This is a genomic window from Mycobacterium sp. NGS56, assembly GCF_059812425.1.
In genome coordinates, this window is record NZ_JCALCQ010000001.1 from 363,938 (window position 1) to 387,431 (window position 23,494).

The following is a 23,494-nucleotide window of genomic DNA, read 5'->3' on the forward strand; positions in this document are numbered from 1 at the left end:
CCGCTTCTCGTCGCGTCGCTCTGCATCGTCGCCGGCGCATGTCACGGCAGCAGCCCTCTTCCGTCGATCGCCTTCTGCACCTCGGTGCTGAGCTCGTCGGCGGTCCGCTCGGGGTCGATCCTTGTGATCGGGCTCAGCGTCGCCGCGAGCCGGATGGCCACACCCTGGTAGACCGGCGTTGCCGGGCGCACCGCGGCATCAGTGAGCTGGCGGCGGATGATGGTGTACATCGGATATTTGCTCTGGAATTGCGGATCGGAATACAACGAGCTGCGCACCGGCGGCAGGCCGCCCTCGATCGAAACGTACTTCTGATGTTGCAGACTTCGCAGGCAGCGGATGGCTTCGAATGCTTCGGCGCGGTGACGGGTGGTGCTGGCCACCGCCAGGTTTGCGCCGCCGATCGTCACCTTTGCCGGACGGCCCGGTGCCACACCGGGATACGGCGCGAAGCCGAAGACTTTCTGGCTGGCTTCATATGCGATACGGAACTGCTGGTCGTTCGGCACGAATGTCCCGGCGTCGTTGATGGTGCCGGCCAGCTTCGGATCCCGGTTGAGCGGCAGGAAGGGCACCCCGCCCTTCACCGCATTCTCCAGCATGGACGCCAGCGCGTACGGCCAGTTGACCGCGAGCGCGGCCCGACCTTGTTCCAGCGCCAACCGAGCAGTGCTCTCGTCGGTTCGGCTGATCGACGGATCGGCTCCGGGCGCGATGGCCACCGACTTGAGGATGCGCAGCGCGTTGATGGTGGCCGCGCGATGCAACGGCGTATCGGTGAGCGTGACGCGGCGACCATCCTCGGAGAGGACCTGACCGCCACCGCTCACCAGCAGCGTGTTGAACCAGACCACCAGACCTTCGCCCTCGTTGGCCTGCACGCCGATCCAGCTGGGCTGCCCCGCATCGTGCAATCTGGCGGCCTCAGATACCATGCCGTCCCAGGTTCGCGGCGGCTGAGTCACCAAATCAGGCCGATACCAAAGCAATTCGGTGTTCGTGGTGACGGGTGCTCCGAACAGCTTGCCTTGCCAGCGCGCCGTCGACAAGGGGCCCGGCAGCGTGTCGACCGTGGCGTCGGCCTCGGCTCGCCCTTCGGGATCGGCGGACAACGGCAACGCCCAACCGGCCTCGGCGAACTCGGCCGTCCACACCACGTCCAGCGACATCACGTCCAGTGTGCGGTCGCGTCCGGTCAGCCTCCGGGCCAGCTGCAAGCGCTGTTCGCCGGGAGCCCGCGGCAGACTGATCTGCCGAATGGCGAAGCGGCCGTTGAATTGCCTGGTGCAGTCCTGGGCCACCGCGGTGAACGTCGCACCGTCGGCGGCCGTTGTGTAGAAGCTGATGACCAGCCCGCGACTTTCCGATCCGCACGCCGATACCGCCGCGGCGATGATCGCCGTCGCCAGCGCGATAGCGCCCATCCGGCGCACGCGCCCGCGCCGACTCACCACTAATTCACACCTCTCGCGCGCGACTCAAATCGCCAAGCGCGCCAACAGGTCCCGCGCCTTCTCTGCGTTTTGCGGATCACAGAGCACGTCATAGCGTCCGGCCACCAACTGCATGGTCGAGCTGAAATCCCGTGTGCCGCGCGCCATCGAGTAAGGAACGGCCGAAGTGATCAGTCCGAAGAAGATACCGGCGACCAGACCCGTGGCCAGCGCCCCCCACGGGTTCGGGCTGAAGAAGCCCAGCACGAGCCCGATGAACAACCCCAGCCACGCCCCGCTCAGCACGCCGCCGCCGAGCACCTTCGGCCACGTCAGCCTGCCGGTGACTCGCTCCACCTGCATCAGGTCGACACCGACGATGGTCACCTGCTGCACCGGGAATTGCTGGTCGGACAAGTAGTCGACGGCGCGCTGCGCCTCGGCGTAGGTGGGATACGACCCGACCGGCCAACCCCGCGGCGGCGTCGGCAGTCCGGGCGTCCCACGGCGCCCCGGCGCACCCGGTGGCGTTGCGCCGGGAACCTGCCCAGGCTGGAAAGAATTAGTCATCGCCGCTCATTGTCCTCCGCCTCGGGCGTCATTTCATCTCAGGCCTGCCAACCTATCCACCGACCTTTCACCACCTGCGCAAACGCGACGCGCCGTGCGGTGCGTTTGTCGGACGCCGCTGCCACGACGAGCCGAGTTTCCGTCCGGCCGACGCTGACACGTCACGGCATCTTCGTGTGTCCCGTCGGCGATTCGCGGCGGCGCCGGCCACCTGCGGATGGGCTAGGTTGAACACCATGACAGCTCCCGGCGGCGGCTTCGGCGAGGGTGGCCATGACGAAAAGGCTGACTCGTCCGCCGGCAGCGGAGCCGGCGAGCAGCCGGATGCGACCGCGCCCTGGCCACCACCCGCCGCGCCGCCGCCAGCCGAGTCGACGCCGCCGCCGTACCCCCCGCCAAGCCCCGACTACGCATCCGGCTACCCGCCGCCCGTAGCTCCCCCGCCCGGATACGAGCAGCCGCCCGGCTATGGCGCTCCCGCCTATCCGCCCCCGCCCTATGGCGGCCCACCCATCTATGGGCCTCCCGCTCATCCGGGCGGCTACTACCCAACGCCGGATTACCAGGGCGCTTACTATTCGACGCCCGATTACGGCGGCTATGGATCTGCGCCGCCACAGAAAGCCGGGACGAACGCGCTGGCGATCGCCTCGCTCATCTCGTCGTTCACCGGCCTGCTGTGCTGCATTGGATCGATCGTGGCGATCGTCCTGGGCGCGATCGCCATAAGACAGGTCAAGCGGACGGGGCAGGACGGCTTTGGTCTAGCGGTCGCGGGCATCGTCATCGGAATCGCCACGCTGGGCGTATCTTTGGTGTTCCTGCTCTTCGCGATGCACACGCGTTAGCGCATCAGGCCCCCCAGGCGATCGCAAGCAGGGCGCAGCCCGGCGCGCAGCGGGTCGCCACGCATCAGGCCCCGGCCGGCCCGGGTTGTCTGCCATCGGACCGACGGCTGCCTAGGCTCTACTCCCATGGGATCGGTCAACAGGGTGTACGTCGCGCGGCTGTCGCGGATGTTGGTGCTGGGTCCGCTAGGCGAATCCGTCGGGCGAGTGCGCGATGTCGTGATCAGCATCAGCATCGTTCGCCAACAACCGCGCGTACTCGGCTTGGTAGTCGACCTCGCGACGCGCCGCAGCATCTTCATCCCGATCTTGCGCGTCGCCTCCATCGAGCCCAACGCCGTGACGTTGAGCACGGGCAACGTGTCCTTGCGTCATTTCGTCCAGCGGCCCGGGGAGGTGCTGGCGATCGGCCAGGTACTCGACACCGTCGTCAAGGTCAACGACCCCGAACTGCCCGAGTTGGCCGGCCTGGACGTCGTGGTCACCGACCTGGGCATCGAGCAGACCCGAACGCGGGACTGGATGGTGAGCCGGGTCGCCGTGCGCAGCCAACGCCGGCTGGGACGGCGGGGCCCGGTTCACGTCGTCGACTGGCACAACGTGCAAGGCTTGACACCTTCGGCCCTGGCGCTGCCGGGCCAAGGTGTGGCGCAACTGCTCGACCAGTTCGAGGGCCGCAAACCTGTCGACGTGGCCGACGCAATCCGGGGGTTGCCGCCGAAACGGCGCTACGAGGTGCTCAAGGCGCTCAACGATGACCGGCTGGCCGACATCCTGCAGGAACTGCCCGAGCTGGATCAGGCCGACGTGCTGTCGCAGCTGGGTACCGAGCGATCCGCCGACGTGCTCGAGGAGATGGATCCCGACGACGCCGCCGACCTGCTCGGCGTGCTGAATCCAACCGACGCCGAGATGCTGCTGACCCGCATGGATCCCGGGGATTCGGCCTCGGTGCGCCGGCTGCTCACCCACTCACCCGACACCGCGGGCGGCTTGATGACTTCGGACCCGGTGGTGCTGACCGCCGACACGGCTGTCGCCGAGGCGCTGGCCCGCGTCCGCGATCCCGACCTCAGCACCGCGCTGTCGTCCATGGTGTTCGTGGTGCGTCCGCCCACGGCCACCCCCACCGGGCGTTACCTGGGTTGTGTGACACTGCAGCGACTCCTGCGCGAGGCACCCGGGGAACTGGTCGGCGGGATCGTGGACAGCGACCTGCTGACGTTGACGCCGGAGACACCGCTGGTCTCGGTGACCCGCTACCTCGCCGCGTACAACCTGGTGTGCGGGCCCGTGGTCGATGACGAAAACCATCTGTTGGGGGCGGTCACCGTCGACGACCTGCTCGATCACCTGCTGCCGCACGATTGGCGGGTGGACATGCAGGAACTCGACACCGCCGGCCGGCTCGAAGGACTGGGAGGGCCCTCGTGAGCAAGTCCACGGCTCCGCGGGGGCTCTACACGCCGCGAACATCCCGCAGGTACTCCCCGCGGCTGGATCCCGAAACCGTCGGACAGTTCACAGAGTCGATCGCACGCTTCTTCGGCACCGGCCGGTACCTACTGCTACAGACGATCGTGGTCATAGTGTGGATCGCGCTGAACCTGTTCGCGGTCGGGCTGCGCTGGGACCCCTATCCGTTCATCTTGCTGAATCTGGCCTTCTCCACGCAGGCGGCCTACGCGGCGCCGCTGATCCTGCTGGCCCAGAACCGTCAGGAGAATCGAGACCGCGTCGCACTTGAAGACGACCGTCGCCGCGCGGCCCAGACCAAGGCCGACACCGAGTACTTGGCCCGCGAACTAGCCGCCGTGCGGCTGGCCGTCGGCGAGATGGTGACGCGTGAGTACCTGCGCCACGAGTTCGATGACTTGCGCGAATTTTTGGCTAAATTGCAGGCGGAAACCGCAGGTGCCGACCCGATTCATGGCGGCGACTCCCTTGAGCGCACGGCTAAGAAATCCAGGTGAGAACCATTTCGACCATTGCGCCACTCGTGTCACAAGAGTTATGTATGGTGATCTGGTTCACCGAGCCAACAGAAAGTGGACCCAGCTCACATATCTAGGACGGTCGAGTGCGCATAGGGGGAAGCCGGGGTGAAAGCCCCGCCGCCGCGTCTGTACGGCAGCGAGCACTTCGGAACACGCGCAAGCCGATTTTCGGCGTGGCAATGATCACTCCTTTGGTCTTCGCGGGGGCGGTCAGCGCAGCGTCCCCTTCGCTTCCGGTGCGAATGCCCTCGAGGCATGCCGCCGTCACCCCGGTGGCCGCGGTCTCACCGAGCTTCCCCGACCTCACCGGCCCCGCCGTGGTCGCGATGGACCGCGGTCCCAGCGCATTTCACGTCGCCGAGCCCGCGTTGTCCGCCCCGCCGCCGGCGATGATCGTGAACGCGCGTGGCGCACTGGGCATTCCAAGCATCGCGCTGGCCGCGTACCGCAATGCAGAACAGAAGATGGCCGTCGCGGCGCCGGGCTGCGGCGTCAGCTGGAACCTGTTGGCCGGGATCGGGCGCATCGAATCGGGCCACGCGGGCGGCGGTGCGGTCGACTCACGCGGCACCGCAATCAGCCCGATTTACGGCCCGTCCCTGGACGGTTCGCTGCCCGGCAACGAGACCATCATTCAGAGCAGCGCGGGCAACCGCGTCACCTACGCCCGCGCGATGGGGCCGATGCAGTTCCTGCCAGGGACGTGGGCGCGTTACGCCTCCGATGGCAAGGGCGACGGCGTGGCGGATCCGCAGAACATTTTCGACTCCACCCTGGCGGCCGCCCGGTACTTGTGCAGCGGCGGGCTCAACCTGCGCGAGCAGTCACAAGTCTTGACCGCGATCCTGCGCTACAACAACTCGATGCCCTACGCGCAGAACGTGTTGGGCTGGGCGGCGGCCTACGCCACAGGCGTCGTGCCGGTCGACCTACCGCCGATGACCGGACCACCGCCGCCGCTGGGTGACGCGCACCTCGAGCACGCCGAAGGGCTCGGCCCCAACCTGCCGATGAACATCAACGGCCTGCCGCTCGACGACCCGCTGGCTCGTGTTCCGCTGATCGACTTGAGCAGCCCGGGGCTCCCCGGTTCCCAGCCGATGTTCCCGTGGATGACACCAACACCTCAGCAGGCGCCGGCCCGGGTTCCCGGTTGCACGGTGATCTGCATCGGTTCGCAGAACACGCCGCCCGCGGGTCCGTCGCAGCCGTTCGCGCCTCCACCGCCGTTCGCGCCCCCCGCGCCGGCGCCGTTCGCGCCCCCCGCGCCGGCGCCGTTCGGAGCGCCCGCTCCGGACGCCGAGCCGCCGCCGACACCCCCGGCCGCGGCGGCAACGCCTCCGGCCGCCGGACCCACGCAGGCGGCTCCGGCGCCCAGGTCCCCCGGACCGTCGGGCGCGGCGCTCGGCGCACCCAAGCCAAAACATCCGGGGCCCGGTCCGGCCAGCTAGCCCCGCGCAGCGGGTCGCCGCCAAACCGCATCCTCGCGCACGCCTACACTCGGCGGTGATGTCCCGCCATGACTCTCCTGATTCGGCAGCCGACCTGAGCGCGGCTATCCGCACCGCCCTGGGCAAGGTGATTGACCCCGAACTGCGGCGTCCGATCACAGAACTCGGGATGGTCAAGAGCATCGACACCGAGTCCGATGGCGCGGTCCATGTCACGATCTACCTGACCACCGCCAGCTGCCCGAAGAAGACCGAGATCAGCGACCGCGTAAGCCAGGCGGTCGCCGACGTCCCGGGCACCGGCGCGGTCAAGGTCACCCTGGACGTGATGAACGACGAGCAGCGTACCGAGTTGCGCAAGCAGTTGCGCGGCGACGCCCGCGAGCCGATTATCCCGTTCGCGCAACCGAATTCGCTAACCCGCGTCTACGCCGTCGCGTCCGGAAAGGGCGGTGTCGGGAAGTCCACAGTCACGGTCAATCTGGCGGCGGCGATGGCGACCCGCGGCTTGTCGGTCGGTGTGCTGGACGCCGACATCCATGGCCATTCGATCCCCCGGATGATGGGCACCACCGACCGGCCCACCCAGGTCGAGTCGATGATCCTGCCGCCCATCGCCCACGACGTGCGGGTCATCTCCATCGCCCAGTTCACCGAGGGCAATACCCCCGTGGTGTGGCGCGGACCGATGCTGCATCGCGCGCTGCAGCAGTTCTTGGCCGACGTCTACTGGGGTGATCTGGACGTGCTGCTGCTCGACCTGCCGCCGGGAACCGGCGACATCGCCATCTCGGTGGCGCAGTTGATCCCCAACGCGGAGATCCTGGTGGTGACGACGCCGCAGCTGGCCGCGGCCGAGGTTGCCGAGCGGGCCGGCAGCATCGCCCTGCAGACCCGCCAACGTGTCGTCGGCGTCGTGGAGAACATGTCCGGACTCACCCTGCCCGACGGCTCCACGCTGCAGGTGTTCGGTGAGGGCGGTGGCCAGCAGGTGGCCGAGCGGCTCTCCCGCGCGGTCGGAGCCGACGTGCCTCTGCTGGGGCAGATCCCGCTGGATCCCGCGCTGGTGGCCGCGGGCGATTCCGGCACGCCACTGGTGCTCAGCGCACCCGATTCGTCCGTCGGCAAGGCGCTGCGCGCGGTGGCCGATAGTTTGTCGGCGCGAAAGCGCGGGCTCGCCGGCGTATCGCTCGGGCTCGATCCGACCCGGCGCTGAGGAGGCGCGATCCCACAGCTGGGGGGCTCGATTGCGTTCAGGTCGCGTCGGCGTCGAATGGCGTGTGACCGCCGGGCCGCTGTTCTGCCGCCGGCGGCTGCCCGTTCGCCCCGGCCGGGTCCGCCAGCGGAGTCTGCGACAGCGCCCCGTTGACCGGCTTGTCAAAGGCGTGGGTCAGGAAGGAGTCGTCGCCGTCGAGCAGGTGCTTAGTCAACGCCGCGCGCGGAGTCATCCCGCGTAGCTTCTGCAGTTCGCTGAGCGGGACGCGCAGATCGTCGAACTCCGGTCCGAGGTCCTCGCGCAGCTGATTGGTCACACCGCTGAGGTAGTCACGCGCCTGACGCAAGGCATTCGACGTCCACCGGATGGCACCCGGCAGCCGCTCCGGCCCGAGGACCACCAGCCCGACCACGACGAGGACGAGCATGTGCTCCCAGCTCAGGCTGCCGAACATCAGCTGCCGTCAGGGTCTGGTTTCACGGTCAGCGTGACGTGCCGGCCGTCGCGGACGACCTCGACCGGCGAATCCTGGCCGATGGTCAATTGCCGGACGGCGACGACGAACTCGTCGGCGTCGGCCACCTTGCGGTTACCGACCTTGACGACGACGTCGTTCTCCAGGATTCCGCCCTTTTGCGCGGGGCTACCGGCCTTCACGTTGGCCACCTGGGCACCGGACGCGATCGCGTTGCTCACGGACCGGGTGCTGACCCCCAGCGTGGGGTGCACGATCTTGCCATCCTTGATCAGCGTCTCGGCGACCTGCTTGGCCTCGTTGATCGGGATGGCAAAGCCCAGCCCACTTGCGCTGTCGGACAACGACTTACCCGCGGTGTCGATGCCGATCACCTGGGACTCCATGTTGATCAGCGGACCACCGGAGTTTCCATGGTTGATCGACGCGTCGGTCTGCAGCGCGTCGATCACCGTATCGGTGTCCGAGCCCTCCCCCGACAGCGGCACCGGTCGGTGCAGCGCACTGATGATGCCGTGCGTCACGGTGCTGCGCAGGCCCAGCGGCGCACCCGCGGCCAGAACTTCGTCACCCACCCGCACCTTGTCGGAATCGCCGAGGCGCGCGACCGACAGATTGTCGACGTTGTCGACCTTCAGCACGGCCAGGTCGGTCTTGGGGTCGCGGCCCACCAGGTTTGCCGGCACCTCTTTGCCGTCGTTGAACACCACCGTCGTCTTGAACTGGCTCGGGTTGTTCGCCGCCTCGGAGATGACGTGGTTATTGGTGACGATGTAGCCGCGGCCGTCGATGACCACACCGGAGCCCTGCATGCCCTCTTGGTCGCTCTTGGACTCGATGGTCACGACGGCTCCGGCCGTCGCGGCCGCCACCTTTGCGAAGCGACCGGCCGGGGCTTCGCCGTTGCCGTTGGTCGACAGCGTCACCTTGGAGGTGGTGAAAGCCTCGGCGACCTCGGCGGTCTTGCGGCCGATCACACCGCCGAGCATGCCGATGACCAACGCGATCAACAGCAAGACCAGCAGCGCGAGGTAGGACACCTTGCCACCGAATAAGACGTCGCGCACGCCCAGTTTGCCGCCGTAGCCCAGCGCGGTCCCCGGCCGCGACGGTGCGACCGCCGGGGTGCCCAGCGCCGCAGCGGCGCCCGGGTCTCGCCAGGGATCGTCGAACTCGTCGGGCTCGACACCGTCTTTTTCGGCGGCCAGAGCGTTAGCGTCCACCGGGTGCCGCTGTAACGACTCGGGGCTGCCGTCGGGACGGTGGAATGCCTCCTGCAGGACGGGGTCGGCCACTCGGTCACTGGGCCGGAATTCAGCCTGGTCCCGATACTTCTGCGGACGGACCCGTTCGGCCACGAACGACCCACGCAGGCCCGCCGGACGACCGAACTCCCGACTCGATGCGGGGTCGACCGGCGGACGCGAGATGGGGCGCGGCGCCAAGCGGTTGCCGCTGTCTTTTGCTTGGTCGGAGGTCACGTCATCCCTTTTGGGTCCTGTAATTGAACGCTCGAGACAGGCCTTCACCGGGCGAAATACGCGGCACCGGCGTTGTCCGTGTCCACCCTAGTATCCACGGCGCGCCGTCGGTCGGCATGAACGCGCGTGTGAGGTGACCGATGCGTTGGCCGCCGATCGATCGGTGGGTATCGGTCGAAAGCGGCACCCTACCGGCGCTTGCGCCGAGGACGGCCGTCGCGGTCCGCGAAACCGTCCGATACCTGGGCGGAGGAGTCGTCGGGCGACTCATAGGGAATGTCAGCCAACATGCCCAGCAGCGTGCTGGGGATGCGGATAGGGCGCGAATCGCGTAGCGCCGCACGCGTCCGGCTCTGATCGTCGACCTCGGCCGCACACTGGGAGCACAACGAAAGGTGATGTGCGGCCCGCAAATGCGCGTTCATCCGCAGCTCGCCGTCGACGAAAGCCGCGATCGCTTCGACGGACAGGTGTTCGGTGGAACCGAACTGGCGCGGTGCGCCGACCGGCGCGTCGCTTTGGGAGGCGAACTGAGCGGGAAGCCACGAGAACGCGCGACGGAACACATGTGCTCGATCGGCCATCACCAACTCCTCGCCATTCAAATTCTTATTGCCGCCTTATGTCGAATGTAGCGCGAGAGGGCACCCGATACCGAGGCCAAGGCCGCAAAACCGCTGAATAGCTGCCCGAATGTTAGGTGGCTGGTCGATTATTACGCCGATTTGACACGCAGCAAGTCGTGGTCCGGGTGCGCGGCCAGGTAGTCCCGCAAGGCCTGGCGTCCGCGGTGGATCCGGCTGCGCACGGTGCCCAGCTTGACGCCCAACGTGGCGCCGATTTCCTCGTAGGACAGACCCTCGATGTCGCAGAGCACGACGGCGGCACGAAACTCCGGTGGCAACGAATCCAACGCCGCCTGCAGGTCAGGCCCTAGACGGGAATCGTGGTAGATCTGCTCGGGGTCGGGTTCGTCGGCGGGCACGCGCTCGTAGTCCTCGGGCAGCGCCTCCATCCGGATGCGTGAGCGCCGGCGCACCATGTCGAGGAACAAATTCGTGGTGATGCGGTGCAACCACCCCTCGAACGTTCCCGGCTGATAGTTCTGCACCGACCGGAAAACCCGGATGAACGTCTCCTGGGTGAGGTCCTCGGCATCGTGCTGATTGCCGGAGAGCCGGTACGCCAGCCGGTACACCCGGTCGGCATGCTGGCGCACTAACTCGTCCCACGACGGCATGGCCGCCTTGTCTCCAGTCGCGTCGAAAACCGCGGTCCCCTGCAGCTCACCGGACGGCTCCACCCACTCGTTGGCGGGGAGCTCCTGGGCGTGGGACATGCTGGACGGGCTCAGAAATGTGGTGATGATCAAGTCCTCCGAGTCGGGCGCGCCAATCAGTGGCACTTCGTCATTTGCGGCAACAGGTAGTTCCCATTCGGTATTCCCGGTCGAACGCCCTCCGCGATGCATAGGGCTACCGTCGCGTACCGGAGTATGTGCGATATATGAACAATCTGAGCTGAACCTGAGAAACCGTATCGTTACCTGCGCTGTGCAGGAAATATCCATCGGGCCGTGACCTTAAACGCTCCGAGACCGTTGGGCGTGTCACCGCAAGCGGATTCAGGCGCGCCTGCCGAACGGCGCGGCGAAGTGGAATACGCTGCGGGCATGGACGGCACCGACGCAGAAGCCCCCGGCCAGGCAGCGCCCAGCCGGGCCGAATCGCTCTTCGCACACGCCGAAAGCTCGATATCGGAGGACGCGCTGTTGGCCGCCGCCCGCGAACGGGCCGTCGATATCGGCGCCGGTGCGGTGACACCGGCGGTCGGCGCGTTGCTGAGTCTGCTCACCAAGCTCAGCGGCGGTAAGGCCATCGCCGAGGTGGGCACCGGCGCGGGCGTCAGCGGGCTGTGGCTGTTGTCCGGCATGAGCGACGACGGCGTGCTGACGACGATCGACATCGAGCCCGAATACCTGCGCCTGGCCAAGCAGGCATTCACCGAAGCCGGCATCGGACCGTCGCGCACCCGGCTGATCGGTGGTCGCGCCCAAGAGGTGCTCACCCGGCTGGCCGACGAGTCCTACGACCTCGTGTTCATCGACGCCGACCCGATCGACCAGCCGGATTACGTCGTTCAGGGCGTGCGACTGCTGCGGCCGGGTGGCGTGATCGTGGTGCATCGCGCCGCGCTGGGCGGACGGGCCGGGGATCCCGCCGCGCGCGACCCCGAGGTGGTCGCGGTGCGGGAAGCCGCACGGTTGATCGCCGAGGATGAGCGCCTCACCCCCGCGCTGGTGCCGCTCGGCGACGGCATTCTGGCTGCCGTCCGCGACTGAATCGCGGCCGACCCCACTCTGTTACGTCCCACCCGTTGCCCCGTTGACCCCGCCTTTCGACGGGCGAACCAAACGTTGATGAATTCGTGACGCGCGTCATGCTTGACCGCGGGCTGAACGTGTGTTTAGTGTACTGAACATGCGTTCAGCCGACTTGACGGCAGCCGCCCGGATCCGGGATGCGGCCATCGAACAATTCGGCGAGCACGGGTTCGGTGTCGGGCTTCGCGCCATCGCCGAAGCGGCCGGCGTCAGCGCCGCGCTGGTCATCCACCACTTCGGTTCCAAGGAGGGCCTGCGCAAGGCCTGTGAGGACTACATCGCCGAGACGATCCGCGGCACCAAGTCTGAAGCGCTGCAATCCAACGACCCGGCCACTTGGTTCGCCCAGATGGCCGAGATCGAGGAGTACGCGCCTTCGATGGCCTACCTGGTGCGCAGCATGCAGGCCGGAGGTGATCTGGCAAACATGCTGTGGCGCAGGATGATCGACAACGCCGAGGAATACATGGAAGAGGGCGTGCGCGCCGGGACGATCAAGCCCAGCCGCGACCCCGAGGCGCGGGCCAAATACCTGGCCATCACCGGCGGGGGCGGCTTCCTTCTCTACCTCCAAATGCATGAAACGCCGACGGATCTGCGTGCGGTGCTGCGCGACTACTCGCGCGACATGATTTTGCCCGCGCTCGAGATCTACACCGAGGGCCTGCTGACCAACCGGACCATGTACGACGCGTTCCTGGCCGCTGAAGATCAAGGAGAATCTGATGCAAACTGACAAATCCACCCGCTCAGCGCCAATCGAGATCCGCGGTCTGACCAAGAATTTCGGTGCGGTGCGGGCGTTGGACGGCCTGGACCTCACGGTGCAGGAAGGCGAGGTCCACGGGTTCCTCGGACCCAACGGCGCCGGGAAGTCGACGACCATCCGCATCCTGCTGGGCTTGGCGAGGGCCGACGGTGGCAGCGTGCGGCTGCTCGGTGGTGACCCATGGACTCAGGCCGTCGCGCTGCATCGCCAAATCGCCTACGTGCCGGGCGACGTGACGCTGTGGCCGTCGCTGACCGGGGGCGAGATCATCGACCTGCTGGCCCGCATGCGGGGTGGCATCGACAAGAAGCGCCGCGCCGAGCTGATCGAGCTCTTCGACCTGGACCCGCACAAGAAGGCCCGCACGTATTCCAAGGGCAACCGTCAGAAGGTTTCGCTGATTTCGGCATTCTCGTCGCACGCCAGGCTGCTGCTCCTAGATGAGCCGAGCAGCGGACTGGATCCACTGATGGAGAACGTGTTTCAGCAGTGTGTGGCGCAGGCCCGGGACCGGGGCGCGACGGTGTTGTTGTCCAGCCACATCCTGGCCGAAACGGAAGCTTTGTGCGAACGGGTGACGATCATCCGAGCCGGCAAGACCATCGAAAGCGGTTCGCTGAACTCCATGCGGCACCTGAGCCGTACCTCGATCAAGGCCGAAATGACCGGTGACCCAGGTGATCTCAGACGGATAAGAGGGGTTGAGGACGTCAGCGTCGAGGGCAACACGCTGCGTGCCCAGGTCGACAGCGAGAGCCTGGGCGAGCTTATCCGCGTGCTCGGCGATGCCGGAGTGCGCAGTCTGGTCAGCCAGCCGCCGACTCTCGAAGAGCTGTTTCTGCGCCACTACGACACATCGGACGGTGACGGTCAGCACGGGCGTGATGAAGCAAAGGTCTCACTGTGATGAGCACCGCCACACTGGACCGGCGATTCGCATCGGCATCGCCCGCGCCGCTCGCTAATTCGAGCTTCTCCGGAACGCTTTCCATGTTGCGGCTCTACATACGGCGCGACCGGGTCTCGATGCCGCTATGGGTGCTGTTGCTGTCGGTGCCATTGGCCACGGTGTACGTCGGCAGCATCGAGAAGATCTACCCCACCGCTTCCGCCCGCGCCGGTTTCCAGGCCTCCATCATGGCCAGCCCGGCACAACGCGCCCTCTACGGCCAGGTGTACGACGACAGCCTTGGCGCCGTGGGTATTTGGAAGGCCGGGATGTTTCACACGCTCATCGCGGTGGCCGTCATTCTCACGGTGATCCGGCACACTCGCGCCGACGAGGAGAACGGGCGGACCGAGTTGGTGGACTCGACCGCTATCGGCCGCTACGCCGCCCTGACCGCGGCGCTGCTGCTGTCGTTCGCAGCGTCGATCACCACCGGCGCGATCGGTGCTGCCGGCTTGTTGAGCACCGACGTCCCGGCCGCCGGGTCGCTGGCGTTCGGGGCCGCGCTGGCCTGCTCTGGCCTGGTGTTCACCGCCGTCGCCGGGGTTACCGCCCAACTGTCGCCGAGTGCCCGGTTCGCTCGCGGTGCCGCCTTCACCGTCCTGGGCGCCGCGTTCACCCTGCGCGCCGTGGGGGACGCGGGCGACGGCACGCTGTCGTGGCTGTCTCCGCTCGGGTGGTCGCTGCAGGTCAAACCGTATGCGGGCGATCGCTGGTGGGTGCTGCTGCTGCATCTGGCGACGACGGTCGCATTGACCGCCCTGGCGTATCGGCTGTTGGCCGGCCGCGACGTCGGTGCCGGGCTCATCGCGGAACGCCCCGGCCCCGCTGAGGCCGCACCGGCATTGGGCAACGCCTTTGGACTGACATGGCGGCTGGACCGTGCCGCGTTGCTGCTGTGGACCGTGGGCCTGTGCCTTTATGGCCTGCTCATCGGCAGCGTGGTGCACGGCATCAGCGACGAATTGGGCGACAGCGGCGGCGCGCGGGACATCGTGGCACGGATGGGCGGCACCAGCGCACTCGAGGAAGCCTTCATCGCTGTCGCGTTCGCCATGATGGGAATGGTGGGCGCCGCGTTCGCCGTCTCGCTGACGCTGCGGTTATACCAGGAAGAGTCGAGCCAGCGAGCCGAGACGGTGCTGGCCGGTGCGGTGTCGCGAACCCGCTGGCTGGCAAGCCATTTGGTGACGGCGTTGGCCGGATCCGCGGTGGCGATGCTGGCCAGCGGAGTGACGGCCGGTGTCGTTTACGGGATCGCGGCGGGTGATGTCGGCGCCAAACTGCCCATGGTCGTTGCTAGCGCTGCCGTCCAGGTGCCCGCCGTGTGGCTCCTGTCGGCCGTGACCGTGTGCGTCTTCGGCATTGCGCCGCGCCTGACACCGGTGGCCTGGGGTGTGCTGATCGGCTTCGTCTCGCTATACCTGATCGGGTCGTTGGCCGGGCTCTCGCAGTGGTTGCTCGACGCGGAGCCCTTCGCACACATCCCGCGGGTCGGCGCCGATTTCACCGTCGTACCACTGTTGTGTTTGTCAGCTATCGATGTGGGGCTGATGGTACTGGGGGCCATGGCTTTTCGTCGTCGCGATCTGCGTTGCTAGGAGGATGAATGAAGACCGGGATACGGCTAACGGCGACCTCCGTGTGGGGCATTCTCTCGTTGCTCTTGATCCTCCTCGTGCCGGCCGGCACGCTGCACTACTGGCAGGCGTGGCTCTTCGTCGCCGTGTTCACGGCGGTCACCATCGTGCCCGCCGCCTACCTGGCCCGGACCAATCCCGCGGCCCTACAACGCCGCATGCGTGCGGGCCCGCGGGCCGAACCCCGCAAGGCACAGAAGTTCATCATCACCGGCTCGTTTCTGAGTTTTTTCGCGACGATGGTCTTCAGCGCGCTCGATCATCGGTTCGGCTGGTCGTCGGTGCCTGCGCTGATGTCAGTGCTCGGCGAAGTGCTCGTGGCGACGGGTCTGGGCATCGCCATGTTGGTGATCGTGCAAAACGGCTATGCCGCCGCGACGGTCACGGTGGAAACGGGCCAGACAGTCGCCTCAGACGGACTCTATAAGTTCGTGCGCCACCCGATGTACGTCGGAAATGTGATCATGATGACCGGTATCCCCTTGGCGCTTGGCTCCTACTGGGGTTTGCTCTTCGTCGTCCCGGGCACCCTGGCGCTCGCGCTACGCATCGTCGATGAAGAAAAGCTGCTCGCCCGAGACCTATCCGGGTACCGGGAATACACCCAACGCGTGCGCTATCGGCTGGTGCCCTACATCTGGTAGCCACCGGATCAGCCGCTTAAGGTATTGGCGTGCGGCACAACCGGCCACCGGCCCAGGATCGCCCGTGGCGTCGCCCCGGCGCGCTGCGCTACGCGCTGAACAGGATTCGCGGCGTCGTCAAACCCCCGGTCACCGTCACCGATCCCCCCGCCGACCTGCAGTTCGAGCGTGACGTGGCCTTTGCCACGCGCGATGGAACGGTCCTGCGGCTCAACGTTTTTCGCCCCGAGGACGCGATGGGCGCACCCCGTCCGGTCATCTTGAGCATTCACCCGTACGGCAAGGACAACTTGCCGACCCGGCGCGGCAACAAGTCGACATTCTCGGCGCAGTACCGCATGATCCGTCAGCCACACCGCGTGACCTTCTCCGCCCTGACCGGTTGGGAGGCACCGGATCCGGCATGGTGGACCGCGCACGGCTTCGTCGTGGTCAACGCCGACTCTCGCGGCTGCGGCCATTCCGACGGCACCGGCAATCTGCTGTCCCGCCAAGAAGCCGAGGACACCTACGACCTGGTTCAGTGGATCGCCGAACAGCCGTGGAGCGACGGCAACGTCGTGATGCTCGGGGTGTCCTACCTGGCCATCAGCCAGTACGCCGTGGCCGCCCTGCAGCCGCCGGCGCTGCGGGCGATCTGTCCGTGGGAAGGCTTTACCGATGCGTACCGCGACCTGATGTTTCCGGGCGGCGTTCACGAGATCGGCTTCAGCCGATTGTGGTCGCGCCACCTCACTCGCGACACGCGGCAGAGCTACGACATCGCCCAAATGCAGGAAGACCACCCGCAGCGCGACGAGTTCTGGCGCTCCCTGGCACCCGACCTGTCGGCGATCAAGGTACCCATGCTGGTCTGCGGCAGCTTCTCGGACAACAACCTGCACAGCCGCGGTTCGATGCGGGCATTCGTGCATGGCGGCTCTGCCCACGCCCGGCTTTACACCCATCGCGATGGCAAGTGGAGCACCTTCTATTCCGAAGCCGCGCTTGCGGAGCAGCTGAAGTTCTTTCGCGAGGTGTTGGACGGCGCAACGGCGTCGCGCAGCGTGCGCCTGGAAGTACGCGAGGACCGCGTCACCGTCGCCGCGGTGCGCGAAGAGGCGGACTGGCCGCTGGCCCGCACGCATTGGCGCCCACTGTATCTAGGCGAAGACGGCACCCTGACGCCCGAGCGGCCCGCGGCCCCCGGGCACATCTCATTCAAAACACGTTGCGATGCAGCCTCTTTCACCTGGACCGTTCCCGAAGACATCGAGCTGACCGGGCCGATGGTGGCCCGGCTGTGGGTCAAGCTGAGCGGCTGCGACGACGCGAACTTGTTCGTCGGTGTGGAGAAGTGGCGTGATGGGCGGTTCGTCGGCTTCGAGGGGTCCTATGGTTACGGCCGCGACCGGGTGACCACCGGTTGGCAGCGAATTTCGCTGCGCGCCCTGGACCCCGAGCTGTCCCGGCCGGCCGAACCCGTCATCAAGGGCACCGATCCACGGCCACTTTCGCCCGGCGAGTCGGCCGCGCTGCAGGTGGAGCTGGGCCCGTCGGCGACGCTGTTCCGCGCCGGCGAACAGTTGCGGCTGGTGGTCGCCGGGCGATGGTTGTCTCCGAGAAACCCACTTACGGGCCAGTTTCCGGCGTGGTACGAAGGCTCGTCTCGTGGTCGCGTCACCTTGCTTTGGGGTCCGGAGCGCGAAGCCCACCTGCTGATCCCCGAGATTCCGGAGTAGACCGATGGCGCAACGTCTCAGCGGCCGCGTCGTCGACCGTTGCGCTAGATCCAGACGCCCTTACCCACGGCAACCACACCGCCTGCGCTGATCGCGAAGCGCTCCCGGTCCCTTTCCAGATCCACGCCCACCATCTCGCCGGGCCCGACAACGACGTTCTTGTCCAGGATCGCGTGGCGAACCACCGCACCGCGGCCGACCCGGGCGCCGGGCATGATCACGCTGCCCTCCACGATCGCGCCGTCGTCGACCACCACGTTCGACGACAGCACCGAATTGCGCACCGAGGCCGCCGAGATGATGCTGCCCGCACCCACGACCGACTCCTGCGCGGAACCACCGTTGACGAATTTGGCCGGTGCCAGGTTCTCCGACTCGCCGCGGATCGGCCAGCGTTTGTTGTACAGGTTGAACACCGGATGCACTGACACCAGGTCCATGTGCGCGTCGTAGAACGCGTCCAGCGTTCCCACGTCCCGCCAGTAGGCCCGGTCACGATCCGTGGCGCCGGGCACCTCGTTGTCGCTGAAGTCGTACACCGCGGCCATCCCGTCGTCGACCAGGCGCGGGATGATGTCACCGCCCATGTCGTGATCGGAATGGTCGTCGTCGGCGTCCGCGCGGATCGCGTCGATGAGCACCTTGGTGGTGAAGATGTAATTGCCCATCGACACGAAAGTCTGCTCGGGGTCGTCCGGGGTCCCCGGGGGATCCAGTGGCTTCTCGACGAACTCGCGGATCCGGCCCGACTCGTCGGAGTCGATGCAGCCGAACGCGGTGGCTTCGCTGCGCGGTACCCGGATGCCGGCCACCGTCGCGCCGGCGCCGCTGTCGATGTGGAACCGGACCATTTGCTCGGGGTCCATCCGGTACACGTGGTCGGCACCGAAAACAACGATGTAGTCGGGGTCTTCGTCGTAGATCAGATTGAGCGATTGGTAGATCGCATCGGCCGAGCCGGTGTACCAGCGGGGGCCCAGTCGCTGTTGCGCGGGCACCGGGGTGATGTACTCGCCGGCCAGGCCGGACAACCGCCAGTTCTGCGAGATGTGACGGTCGAGTGAATGCGACTTGTACTGAGTGAGAACACAGATGCGCAGATACCGAGCATTGACGAGGTTGGACAGGACGAAGTCGATCAGTCGGTAGGCGCCACCAAAGGGAACTGCGGGCTTGGCGCGGTCCGCCGTCAGCGGGTACAGCCGCTTGCCCTCACCGCCGGCCAGGACGATGCCCAGCACGTGTGGCGCTTCCCTCATGGTTCCAAACCTATCGGCCGTGGCGAAGGGCTGCCAGGGGCAAGGGGTGATTGGCGAGGTTCTGTGGGGCTGTCCGTCAAGGTATTTGGCTGCGCACGCCCGCGCAGACCACCCCCGGCGTGCCGCACCCGGCTCGCGGTGGGCTCCGTCGCCGAACTACCGTTCGGGTATGCGGGTGGCGATGATGACGCGCGAATACCCACCGGAGGTCTACGGCGGAGCGGGAGTCCATGTCACCGAACTCGTCGCCCAGCTGCGCCGGCTGTGTGCGGTTGACGTGCATTGCATGGGCGCACCCCGCCCGGGTGCCCGTGGAGTGCACGTGCACGAGCCCGACCCGCGGCTGCAGGGCGCCAACCAGGCGGTGTCGACCCTGTCGGCCGACTTGATGATGGCCGATGCCGCGTCAGGGGCCAGCGTGGTGCATTCACACACCTGGTACACCGGTATGGCCGGGCATCTGGCGGCGCTGCTCTACGGCATCCCGCACGTCTTGACTGCGCATTCGCTCGAGCCGCTGCGCCCATGGAAGGCCGAGCAACTCGGTGGGGGTTACCGGATCTCGAGTTGGGTCGAGCAGACCGCGGTGCTGTCCGCGGACGCCGTCATCGCGGTCAGCACCGCGATGCGCGAGGACGTCCTGCGCGTCTATCCCGCACTGGATCCCAGCGCCGTGCACGTCATCCGCAACGGTGTCGACACCGAGGTCTGGTACCCGGCCGGGCCGGTGCAAACCGGATCGATGCTGGCTGAACTCGGCGTCGATCCGGTCCGGCCCACAGTGGTGTTCGTGGGCAGGATCACGCGGCAGAAGGGACTGGCGCACCTGGTGGCGGCCGCCCACCGGTTCAGCCCGGAGGCGCAGGTGGTGTTGTGCGCCGGAGCTCCCGATACCCCGGAGATCGCCGACGAGATTCGCGACGCCGTGACCGCTCTCGCCGGCAGCCGCACCGGGGTCTTCTGGATCCAGGAGATGCTGCCCATCGCGGATCTGCGCGAAATCCTCTCGGCGGCATCGGTTTTCGTATGCCCGTCGGTTTACGAACCGTTAGGCATCGTAAATTTGGAGGCGATGGCTTGCGCGACGGCGGTGGTGGCATCCGATGTCGGCGGGATCCCGGAGGTGGTCGCCGACGGGGTCACCGGCACGCTGGTGCATTACGACCCCGACGACGCGCAGGGCTACCAGGCCGGATTGGCCGACGCGGTCAATGAGTTGATCGCCGACCCCGACAAAGCGCAGCGCTACGGCAAGGCAGGACGCCAGCGCTGCGTCGAAGAGTTCTCCTGGGCCCACGTCGCCGAGCAGACCCTGGAGATCTATCGGAAGGTGTGTGCGTAGCGCCGCCGCTATCCGTCCGGCGGCAGGCCCTAGGTGGAGCTCGTGACGCCCTTGAGTTCGTCACCGAGGGCGGCGGCTTCGTCGGGCGTCAGCTCGACGACAAGTCGACCGCCCCCCTCAAGTGGTACTCGCATCACGATGCCGCGCCCCTCCTTGGTTGCTTCCAGAGGACCGTCTCCGGTCCGGGGCTTCATCGCCGCCATCGAGTGCTCCCTCCGGGTTCGAGCTGGCCCGCCCGTGCGGACCTGGTCGGCGCCGAGCATGCCCCGCCAGCGAACTTCAAGCCATGCCCGACATCGAACTGCCTAATCACCCCTCCATTGTTCCCTATCCAGGTCGCCACTTGAACAAAGACCCACATCTGTGCGCTCAGCGGGCCGTTGCCGGCACCCAGCAATCGCGAATGTGGTCGTCGACCATCCCGGTCGCCTGCATCAGTGCATAGGCGGTGGTCGGGCCGACGAAACGGAACCCGCGCCGCTTGAGTTCACGGGCCATGGCCTTCGATTCGTCAGTGGCCGAGGGGATTTCGGATGGGTCGGCCGGCCGTGACCGCGGCGACGGCGCAAAGGACCACAGCAGGTCGGCCAGGTCTTCCGGAGTCCCCAGTTCAGCGGCGGCGCGCGCGTTGGCGATCGTCGACTCGATCTTGGCGCGGTTGCGGACAATTCCCTGGTCCACCATCAGCCGCCGCACGTCGGCGTCGGTGTATTCAGCGACCGTGGTGATGTCGAAGCGGGCGAACGCGCGCCGAAAGTTCTCCCTTTTGCGCAGGATGATCAGCCACGACAGGCCACTTTGAAAGGCCTCCAGACTCATCCGCTCGAACAACGCAACCCCGTTGCGCACCGGCTGGCCCCATTCGCGGTCGTGGTAGTCGCGATAGAGCTCGAAATCGGGGCCGGGTCGCCCGGTCGCCCAACTGCAGCGAACCAGTTCGTCCTTGTTCACACTGAGTCCTGACGATCCTCGCCGTCGTCTGGTTCCTCGGATTGGCCCTCGGTCGCCGGCCCGGCTGGCGACGCGGGCACAGCGGCTAGCTGACCGCGCAGCGCCTCGAGCTCACGCGCGAGCCGATCCAACACCCAGTCCACCTCACTGGTCTTGTAACCGCGGAAGGTTTGGGTGAATTTGACGGCGTCGACGTCGGACCCGGTCACCCCGAACGCGGGAAGCATGGTGGCCGTCGTCCCGCGCGGCAGGGGCGGCAGTTGCTCGCCGCGACCGAACAACAGGCTGGCCGCGCCGAACAGGACGATCGCCACCAGCACCAGGACCACCAGGTACAGCAACACCAACGCCACGTGATCGATATTGCCCTATGCCACCGACACCGCGGCGGTCAGCGTGACCTCGGCCGGGCCTACCGGGGCCTGATGGCCTGCATCGGCGGCCGGTCCGCCAGCGACACCGCCGAGGTGCGCTGGGTGTAGCCCTGGAAGTCGGAGCCCCCGGGACCGTCGGCCACGAACTGCGTCAGCCCGACGCCGGAGTCGGGGATCCCACAGCGCGACAGCAGCGTCGCGATGACCTGCCGGCTCATCACGCCCAGCTCGGCCAGCGGCCGGTTGCGGTGCGCGCGGACACCCAGGTTGGCCTGGGCGATCGCGTCCAACCCCAGCCGGTCGAAGGTGTCCACCAGCAGGCCGATCTCCACGCCGTAGCCCGGGGCGAACGGAACCGACGTCAGCAGCTCTCGGGTCGCCGCGTATTCGCCGCCGAGCGGCTGCACCATACAGCCCAGTTCCGGCCGCAGAGCCGCAAGCAGCGGCCGGGCCACCAACTCGGTCACCCGCCCACCGCCGGTGGCACTCGTGTCGGCGGCCACGTCGCCGACGTCGGCGAGCTCGCTGCCCCGAAAAGGCCTCCGATAGAAGCTTTTGACCAGGTGAATGCGGTCATCGGTGAGCAGCGGAGCGACCAGCCACGGCACGAACATCGGATGCGGATCGATCAGGTCGGAGTCGACGAACACCACGATGTCGCCCCGGGTGGCGGCCAGCGACCGCCACAATGCTTCGCCCTTGCCGGGTCGTATGGGCACCTCGGGCAGCGCCTGTTCGCGGCTGACGACGCGGGCGCCCGCAGCGACGGCGCGGATCTCGGTCTCGTCGGTCGAACCGGAGTCCAGCACGATCAGCTCGTCGACCAGTCCATCGACCAGCGGTGAGATGCTCTCGATCACCGCCTCGATGGTTTCTTCCTCGTCGAGGGCGGGCAGCACCACCGAGATGGTTCGCCCGGCCTTCGCGGCCTCCAGCTCGCCGATGGTCCAGCTCGGCCGGCTCCAGCTGCGGTTGGCCAGCCAGATGTCACCGGGCCGGGCGGTGCGCATGCCGTTGTTGGCGAGATCGCCGGTGACCAGGTCAGATGTCGTCATGCCAGTCCCCTGACCGAGCGCGTCGGGGGGCGCGTTCCCTGAATGGAGGCCACCATTTCCAGCACCCGGCGGGTGGCCGCGACCTGGTGTACGCGAAACATCCGCGCGCCGGCGGCGGCTGCCAGCGCGGTGGCCGCCAACGTTCCCTCGAGCCGCTCGGTCAATTCCACACCCAGAGTCTCCCCGACGAAGTCCTTGTTACTCAAAGCCATGAGGACCGGCCACCCGGTATCGACAAGATCGCTCACGTGGCGCAACAGCAGCAGCCCGTGGAAGGTGTTCTTGCCGAAGTCGTGGGTGGGGTCGATCAGCACCCGGTCGCGGGCCACTCCGCACGCCACCGCCCGCTCGGCAGCCGCGGTGACCTGGGCGATGACGTCGCCGACCACGCCGCGGACGGTGATTCCGTAATTCACGCGGAAGGGACGCGTGCGCGGCAGCGCGTTGCCGGTGTGCGAACACACCAGGCCGGCCCCGAACTCGGCGGCCACCTCCGGCAGCGCCGGGTCGATGCCGCCCCAGGTGTCGTTGATCAAATCCGCGCCGGCCGCGCAGGCCACCTTGGCGACCTCGGAACGCCAGGTATCGGCGCTGATCAGCTGATCCGGATAGGCGTCGCGCAGCCATTCGATGAAGGGCACCAGCCGGGCGATTTCGGTGTCGGCATCGACCTCTTGACCGGGGCCCGCCTTGACACCGCCGACGTCGATGACATCGGCACCGTCGGCGACGGCCTGGTGCACGGCCGCCCTGGCAGCGTCGTCGCTGAAGGTCGCGCCCTTGTCGTAGAACGAGTCCGGGGTGCGGTTGATGATGGCCATGATCAGCGCACGATCGCCTGCGACCGGGCGGCCACACAGCGTGGAACGGCCGGCCGACGCCGGCGATGTCGAGTGCACACGTATATGGTGCCCGGTCGCCGCCGCCCGCGCGGCC

The 23,494-nt window shown here is 67.3% G+C and carries 24 protein-coding genes; 12 read left to right on the forward strand and 12 right to left on the reverse strand.

Going from position 1 to position 23,494, the window contains the following annotated elements:
* Positions 1–41: 41 nt before the first annotated feature.
* Together AC5Y4F_RS01670 and AC5Y4F_RS01675 are read right to left on the reverse strand one after the other, a co-directional pair.
* A complete protein-coding gene (locus AC5Y4F_RS01670; protein WP_067939073.1) occupies positions 42–1,454 on the reverse strand; it encodes an extracellular solute-binding protein in 1,413 nt (470 codons plus the stop codon).
* Positions 1,455–1,478: 24 nt separating this feature from the next.
* On the reverse strand, positions 1,479–2,003 hold the full coding sequence (locus AC5Y4F_RS01675; protein WP_067939071.1) for a YflT domain-containing protein: 525 nt from the start codon (positions 2,001–2,003) through the stop codon (positions 1,479–1,481).
* Between the two features lie 236 nt (positions 2,004–2,239).
* On the opposite strand from AC5Y4F_RS01675, the gene AC5Y4F_RS01680 reads away from it, so the two are divergent.
* The 5 genes from AC5Y4F_RS01680 to AC5Y4F_RS01700 all read left to right on the forward strand — a co-directional run bounded on the left by AC5Y4F_RS01680 (position 2,240) and on the right by AC5Y4F_RS01700 (position 7,515).
* Positions 2,240–2,851 carry a DUF4190 domain-containing protein gene (locus tag AC5Y4F_RS01680; RefSeq protein WP_499994806.1) on the forward strand — a complete coding sequence of 204 codons (612 nt, stop codon included), beginning with the start codon at positions 2,240–2,242 and terminating at the stop codon, positions 2,849–2,851.
* Between the two features lie 126 nt (positions 2,852–2,977).
* The gene (locus AC5Y4F_RS01685) at positions 2,978–4,285 is read left to right on the forward strand and encodes a magnesium transporter MgtE N-terminal domain-containing protein (protein WP_499994809.1); all 1,308 of its coding nucleotides are present in this window, start codon (positions 2,978–2,980) and stop codon (positions 4,283–4,285) included.
* Positions 4,282–4,824: a DUF1003 domain-containing protein gene (locus AC5Y4F_RS01690; RefSeq protein ID WP_499994812.1), complete on the forward strand. Its 543-nt coding sequence runs from the start codon at positions 4,282–4,284 to the stop codon at positions 4,822–4,824. The genes AC5Y4F_RS01685 and AC5Y4F_RS01690 overlap by 4 nt, the downstream gene beginning before the upstream one ends.
* Positions 4,825–4,931: 107 nt before the next feature.
* Complete coding sequence (locus AC5Y4F_RS01695; RefSeq protein ID WP_499994815.1) at positions 4,932–6,299, forward strand: lytic transglycosylase domain-containing protein; 1,368 nt, start codon at positions 4,932–4,934, stop codon at positions 6,297–6,299.
* Positions 6,300–6,357: 58 nt separating this feature from the next.
* On the forward strand, positions 6,358–7,515 hold the full coding sequence (locus tag AC5Y4F_RS01700; RefSeq protein WP_499994817.1) for an Mrp/NBP35 family ATP-binding protein: 1,158 nt from the start codon (positions 6,358–6,360) through the stop codon (positions 7,513–7,515).
* A 37-nt stretch (positions 7,516–7,552) separates the two neighbouring features.
* On the opposite strand, the gene tatB is transcribed toward AC5Y4F_RS01700, so the two are convergent.
* The 4 genes from tatB to sigE form a co-directional block, all read right to left on the reverse strand.
* Positions 7,553–7,969 carry a Sec-independent protein translocase protein TatB gene (gene tatB / locus AC5Y4F_RS01705; protein ID WP_067935361.1) on the reverse strand — a complete coding sequence of 139 codons (417 nt, stop codon included), beginning with the start codon at positions 7,967–7,969 and terminating at the stop codon, positions 7,553–7,555.
* Positions 7,969–9,471 (reverse strand): serine protease HtrA, encoded by a 1,503-nt coding sequence (gene htrA / locus AC5Y4F_RS01710; protein WP_499994822.1) that lies wholly within the window; start codon positions 9,469–9,471, stop codon positions 7,969–7,971. Before htrA ends, tatB begins: the two co-directional genes overlap by 1 nt.
* Positions 9,472–9,659: 188 nt before the next feature.
* Positions 9,660–10,055, reverse strand: coding sequence for an anti-sigma E factor RseA (gene rseA, locus AC5Y4F_RS01715; protein ID WP_499994824.1), 396 nt, complete (start codon positions 10,053–10,055; stop codon positions 9,660–9,662).
* Between the two features lie 131 nt (positions 10,056–10,186).
* Positions 10,187–10,942 (reverse strand): RNA polymerase sigma factor SigE, encoded by a 756-nt coding sequence (gene sigE / locus AC5Y4F_RS01720; RefSeq protein ID WP_067935355.1) that lies wholly within the window; start codon positions 10,940–10,942, stop codon positions 10,187–10,189.
* Between the two features lie 201 nt (positions 10,943–11,143).
* On the opposite strand from sigE, the gene AC5Y4F_RS01725 reads away from it, so the two are divergent.
* The 6 genes from AC5Y4F_RS01725 (at position 11,144) to AC5Y4F_RS01750 (ending at position 17,577) form a co-directional block, all read left to right on the forward strand.
* Entirely contained in the window at positions 11,144–11,812 is a 669-nt protein-coding gene (locus AC5Y4F_RS01725; RefSeq protein WP_067935353.1) for an O-methyltransferase, read from the forward strand.
* 139 nt (positions 11,813–11,951) lie between these two features.
* Positions 11,952–12,590: a TetR/AcrR family transcriptional regulator gene (locus tag AC5Y4F_RS01730; RefSeq protein ID WP_067935351.1), complete on the forward strand. Its 639-nt coding sequence runs from the start codon at positions 11,952–11,954 to the stop codon at positions 12,588–12,590.
* On the forward strand, positions 12,580–13,530 hold the full coding sequence (locus tag AC5Y4F_RS01735) for an ABC transporter ATP-binding protein (protein WP_067935348.1): 951 nt from the start codon (positions 12,580–12,582) through the stop codon (positions 13,528–13,530). Before AC5Y4F_RS01730 ends, AC5Y4F_RS01735 begins: the two co-directional genes overlap by 11 nt.
* The gene (locus AC5Y4F_RS01740; protein ID WP_197520580.1) at positions 13,530–15,173 is read left to right on the forward strand and encodes an ABC transporter permease; all 1,644 of its coding nucleotides are present in this window, start codon (positions 13,530–13,532) and stop codon (positions 15,171–15,173) included. Before AC5Y4F_RS01735 ends, AC5Y4F_RS01740 begins: the two co-directional genes overlap by 1 nt.
* A gap of 8 nt (positions 15,174–15,181) precedes the next feature.
* Positions 15,182–15,856, forward strand: a complete 675-nt coding sequence (locus AC5Y4F_RS01745; protein WP_067935346.1) for a methyltransferase family protein — start codon at positions 15,182–15,184, stop codon at positions 15,854–15,856.
* A gap of 29 nt (positions 15,857–15,885) precedes the next feature.
* Complete coding sequence (locus AC5Y4F_RS01750; protein WP_067935343.1) at positions 15,886–17,577, forward strand: CocE/NonD family hydrolase; 1,692 nt, start codon at positions 15,886–15,888, stop codon at positions 17,575–17,577.
* A gap of 44 nt (positions 17,578–17,621) precedes the next feature.
* Here AC5Y4F_RS01750 and glgC read toward each other — a convergent pair whose 3' ends face one another.
* Positions 17,622–18,836, reverse strand: coding sequence for a glucose-1-phosphate adenylyltransferase (glgC, locus tag AC5Y4F_RS01755; RefSeq protein WP_499994829.1), 1,215 nt, complete (start codon positions 18,834–18,836; stop codon positions 17,622–17,624).
* Positions 18,837–19,005: 169 nt separating this feature from the next.
* Here glgC and glgA point away from each other — a divergent pair, with 169 nt between their 5' ends.
* On the forward strand, positions 19,006–20,178 hold the full coding sequence (gene glgA / locus AC5Y4F_RS01760; RefSeq protein ID WP_067935336.1) for a glycogen synthase: 1,173 nt from the start codon (positions 19,006–19,008) through the stop codon (positions 20,176–20,178).
* Positions 20,179–20,207: 29 nt separating this feature from the next.
* Here glgA and AC5Y4F_RS01765 read toward each other — a convergent pair whose 3' ends face one another.
* From AC5Y4F_RS01765 to folP, 5 genes are all read right to left on the reverse strand, one after another.
* Positions 20,208–20,381, reverse strand: a complete 174-nt coding sequence (locus tag AC5Y4F_RS01765; protein ID WP_066995255.1) for a DUF3117 domain-containing protein — start codon at positions 20,379–20,381, stop codon at positions 20,208–20,210.
* Positions 20,382–20,547: 166 nt separating this feature from the next.
* Positions 20,548–21,129 carry a DNA-3-methyladenine glycosylase I gene (locus AC5Y4F_RS01770; RefSeq protein ID WP_499994833.1) on the reverse strand — a complete coding sequence of 194 codons (582 nt, stop codon included), beginning with the start codon at positions 21,127–21,129 and terminating at the stop codon, positions 20,548–20,550.
* On the reverse strand, positions 21,126–21,482 hold the full coding sequence (locus AC5Y4F_RS01775; protein ID WP_067935330.1) for a DivIVA domain-containing protein: 357 nt from the start codon (positions 21,480–21,482) through the stop codon (positions 21,126–21,128). Before AC5Y4F_RS01775 ends, AC5Y4F_RS01770 begins: the two co-directional genes overlap by 4 nt.
* A gap of 59 nt (positions 21,483–21,541) precedes the next feature.
* Complete coding sequence (locus AC5Y4F_RS01780; RefSeq protein ID WP_499994836.1) at positions 21,542–22,558, reverse strand: glucosyl-3-phosphoglycerate synthase; 1,017 nt, start codon at positions 22,556–22,558, stop codon at positions 21,542–21,544.
* Complete coding sequence (gene folP / locus AC5Y4F_RS01785) at positions 22,555–23,379, reverse strand: dihydropteroate synthase (protein ID WP_067935421.1); 825 nt, start codon at positions 23,377–23,379, stop codon at positions 22,555–22,557. The genes AC5Y4F_RS01780 and folP overlap by 4 nt, the downstream gene beginning before the upstream one ends.
* Between the last annotated feature and the right edge of the window lie 115 nt (positions 23,380–23,494).

Coding starts and splice junctions, on each gene's coding strand:
- AC5Y4F_RS01675 (WP_067939071.1), bottom strand. CDS start 2,003: ATGACTAATTCTTTCCAGCCTGGGCAGGTTCCCGGCGCAACGCCACCG.
- tatB (WP_067935361.1), bottom strand. CDS start 7,969: ATGTTCGGCAGCCTGAGCTGGGAGCACATGCTCGTCCTCGTCGTGGTC.
- AC5Y4F_RS01700 (WP_499994817.1), top strand. CDS start 6,358: ATGTCCCGCCATGACTCTCCTGATTCGGCAGCCGACCTGAGCGCGGCT.
- AC5Y4F_RS01735 (WP_067935348.1), top strand. CDS start 12,580: ATGCAAACTGACAAATCCACCCGCTCAGCGCCAATCGAGATCCGCGGT.
- glgC (WP_499994829.1), bottom strand. CDS start 18,836: ATGAGGGAAGCGCCACACGTGCTGGGCATCGTCCTGGCCGGCGGTGAG.
- AC5Y4F_RS01730 (WP_067935351.1), top strand. CDS start 11,952: ATGCGTTCAGCCGACTTGACGGCAGCCGCCCGGATCCGGGATGCGGCC.
- glgA (WP_067935336.1), top strand. CDS start 19,006: ATGCGGGTGGCGATGATGACGCGCGAATACCCACCGGAGGTCTACGGC.
- AC5Y4F_RS01725 (WP_067935353.1), top strand. CDS start 11,144: ATGGACGGCACCGACGCAGAAGCCCCCGGCCAGGCAGCGCCCAGCCGG.
- folP (WP_067935421.1), bottom strand. CDS start 23,379: ATGGCCATCATCAACCGCACCCCGGACTCGTTCTACGACAAGGGCGCG.
- AC5Y4F_RS01780 (WP_499994836.1), bottom strand. CDS start 22,558: ATGACGACATCTGACCTGGTCACCGGCGATCTCGCCAACAACGGCATG.
- AC5Y4F_RS01685 (WP_499994809.1), top strand. CDS start 2,978: ATGGGATCGGTCAACAGGGTGTACGTCGCGCGGCTGTCGCGGATGTTG.
- AC5Y4F_RS01765 (WP_066995255.1), bottom strand. CDS start 20,381: ATGGCGGCGATGAAGCCCCGGACCGGAGACGGTCCTCTGGAAGCAACC.
- sigE (WP_067935355.1), bottom strand. CDS start 10,942: ATGCATCGCGGAGGGCGTTCGACCGGGAATACCGAATGGGAACTACCT.
- AC5Y4F_RS01680 (WP_499994806.1), top strand. CDS start 2,240: ATGACAGCTCCCGGCGGCGGCTTCGGCGAGGGTGGCCATGACGAAAAG.
- AC5Y4F_RS01745 (WP_067935346.1), top strand. CDS start 15,182: ATGAAGACCGGGATACGGCTAACGGCGACCTCCGTGTGGGGCATTCTC.
- AC5Y4F_RS01740 (WP_197520580.1), top strand. CDS start 13,530: ATGAGCACCGCCACACTGGACCGGCGATTCGCATCGGCATCGCCCGCG.
- rseA (WP_499994824.1), bottom strand. CDS start 10,055: ATGGCCGATCGAGCACATGTGTTCCGTCGCGCGTTCTCGTGGCTTCCC.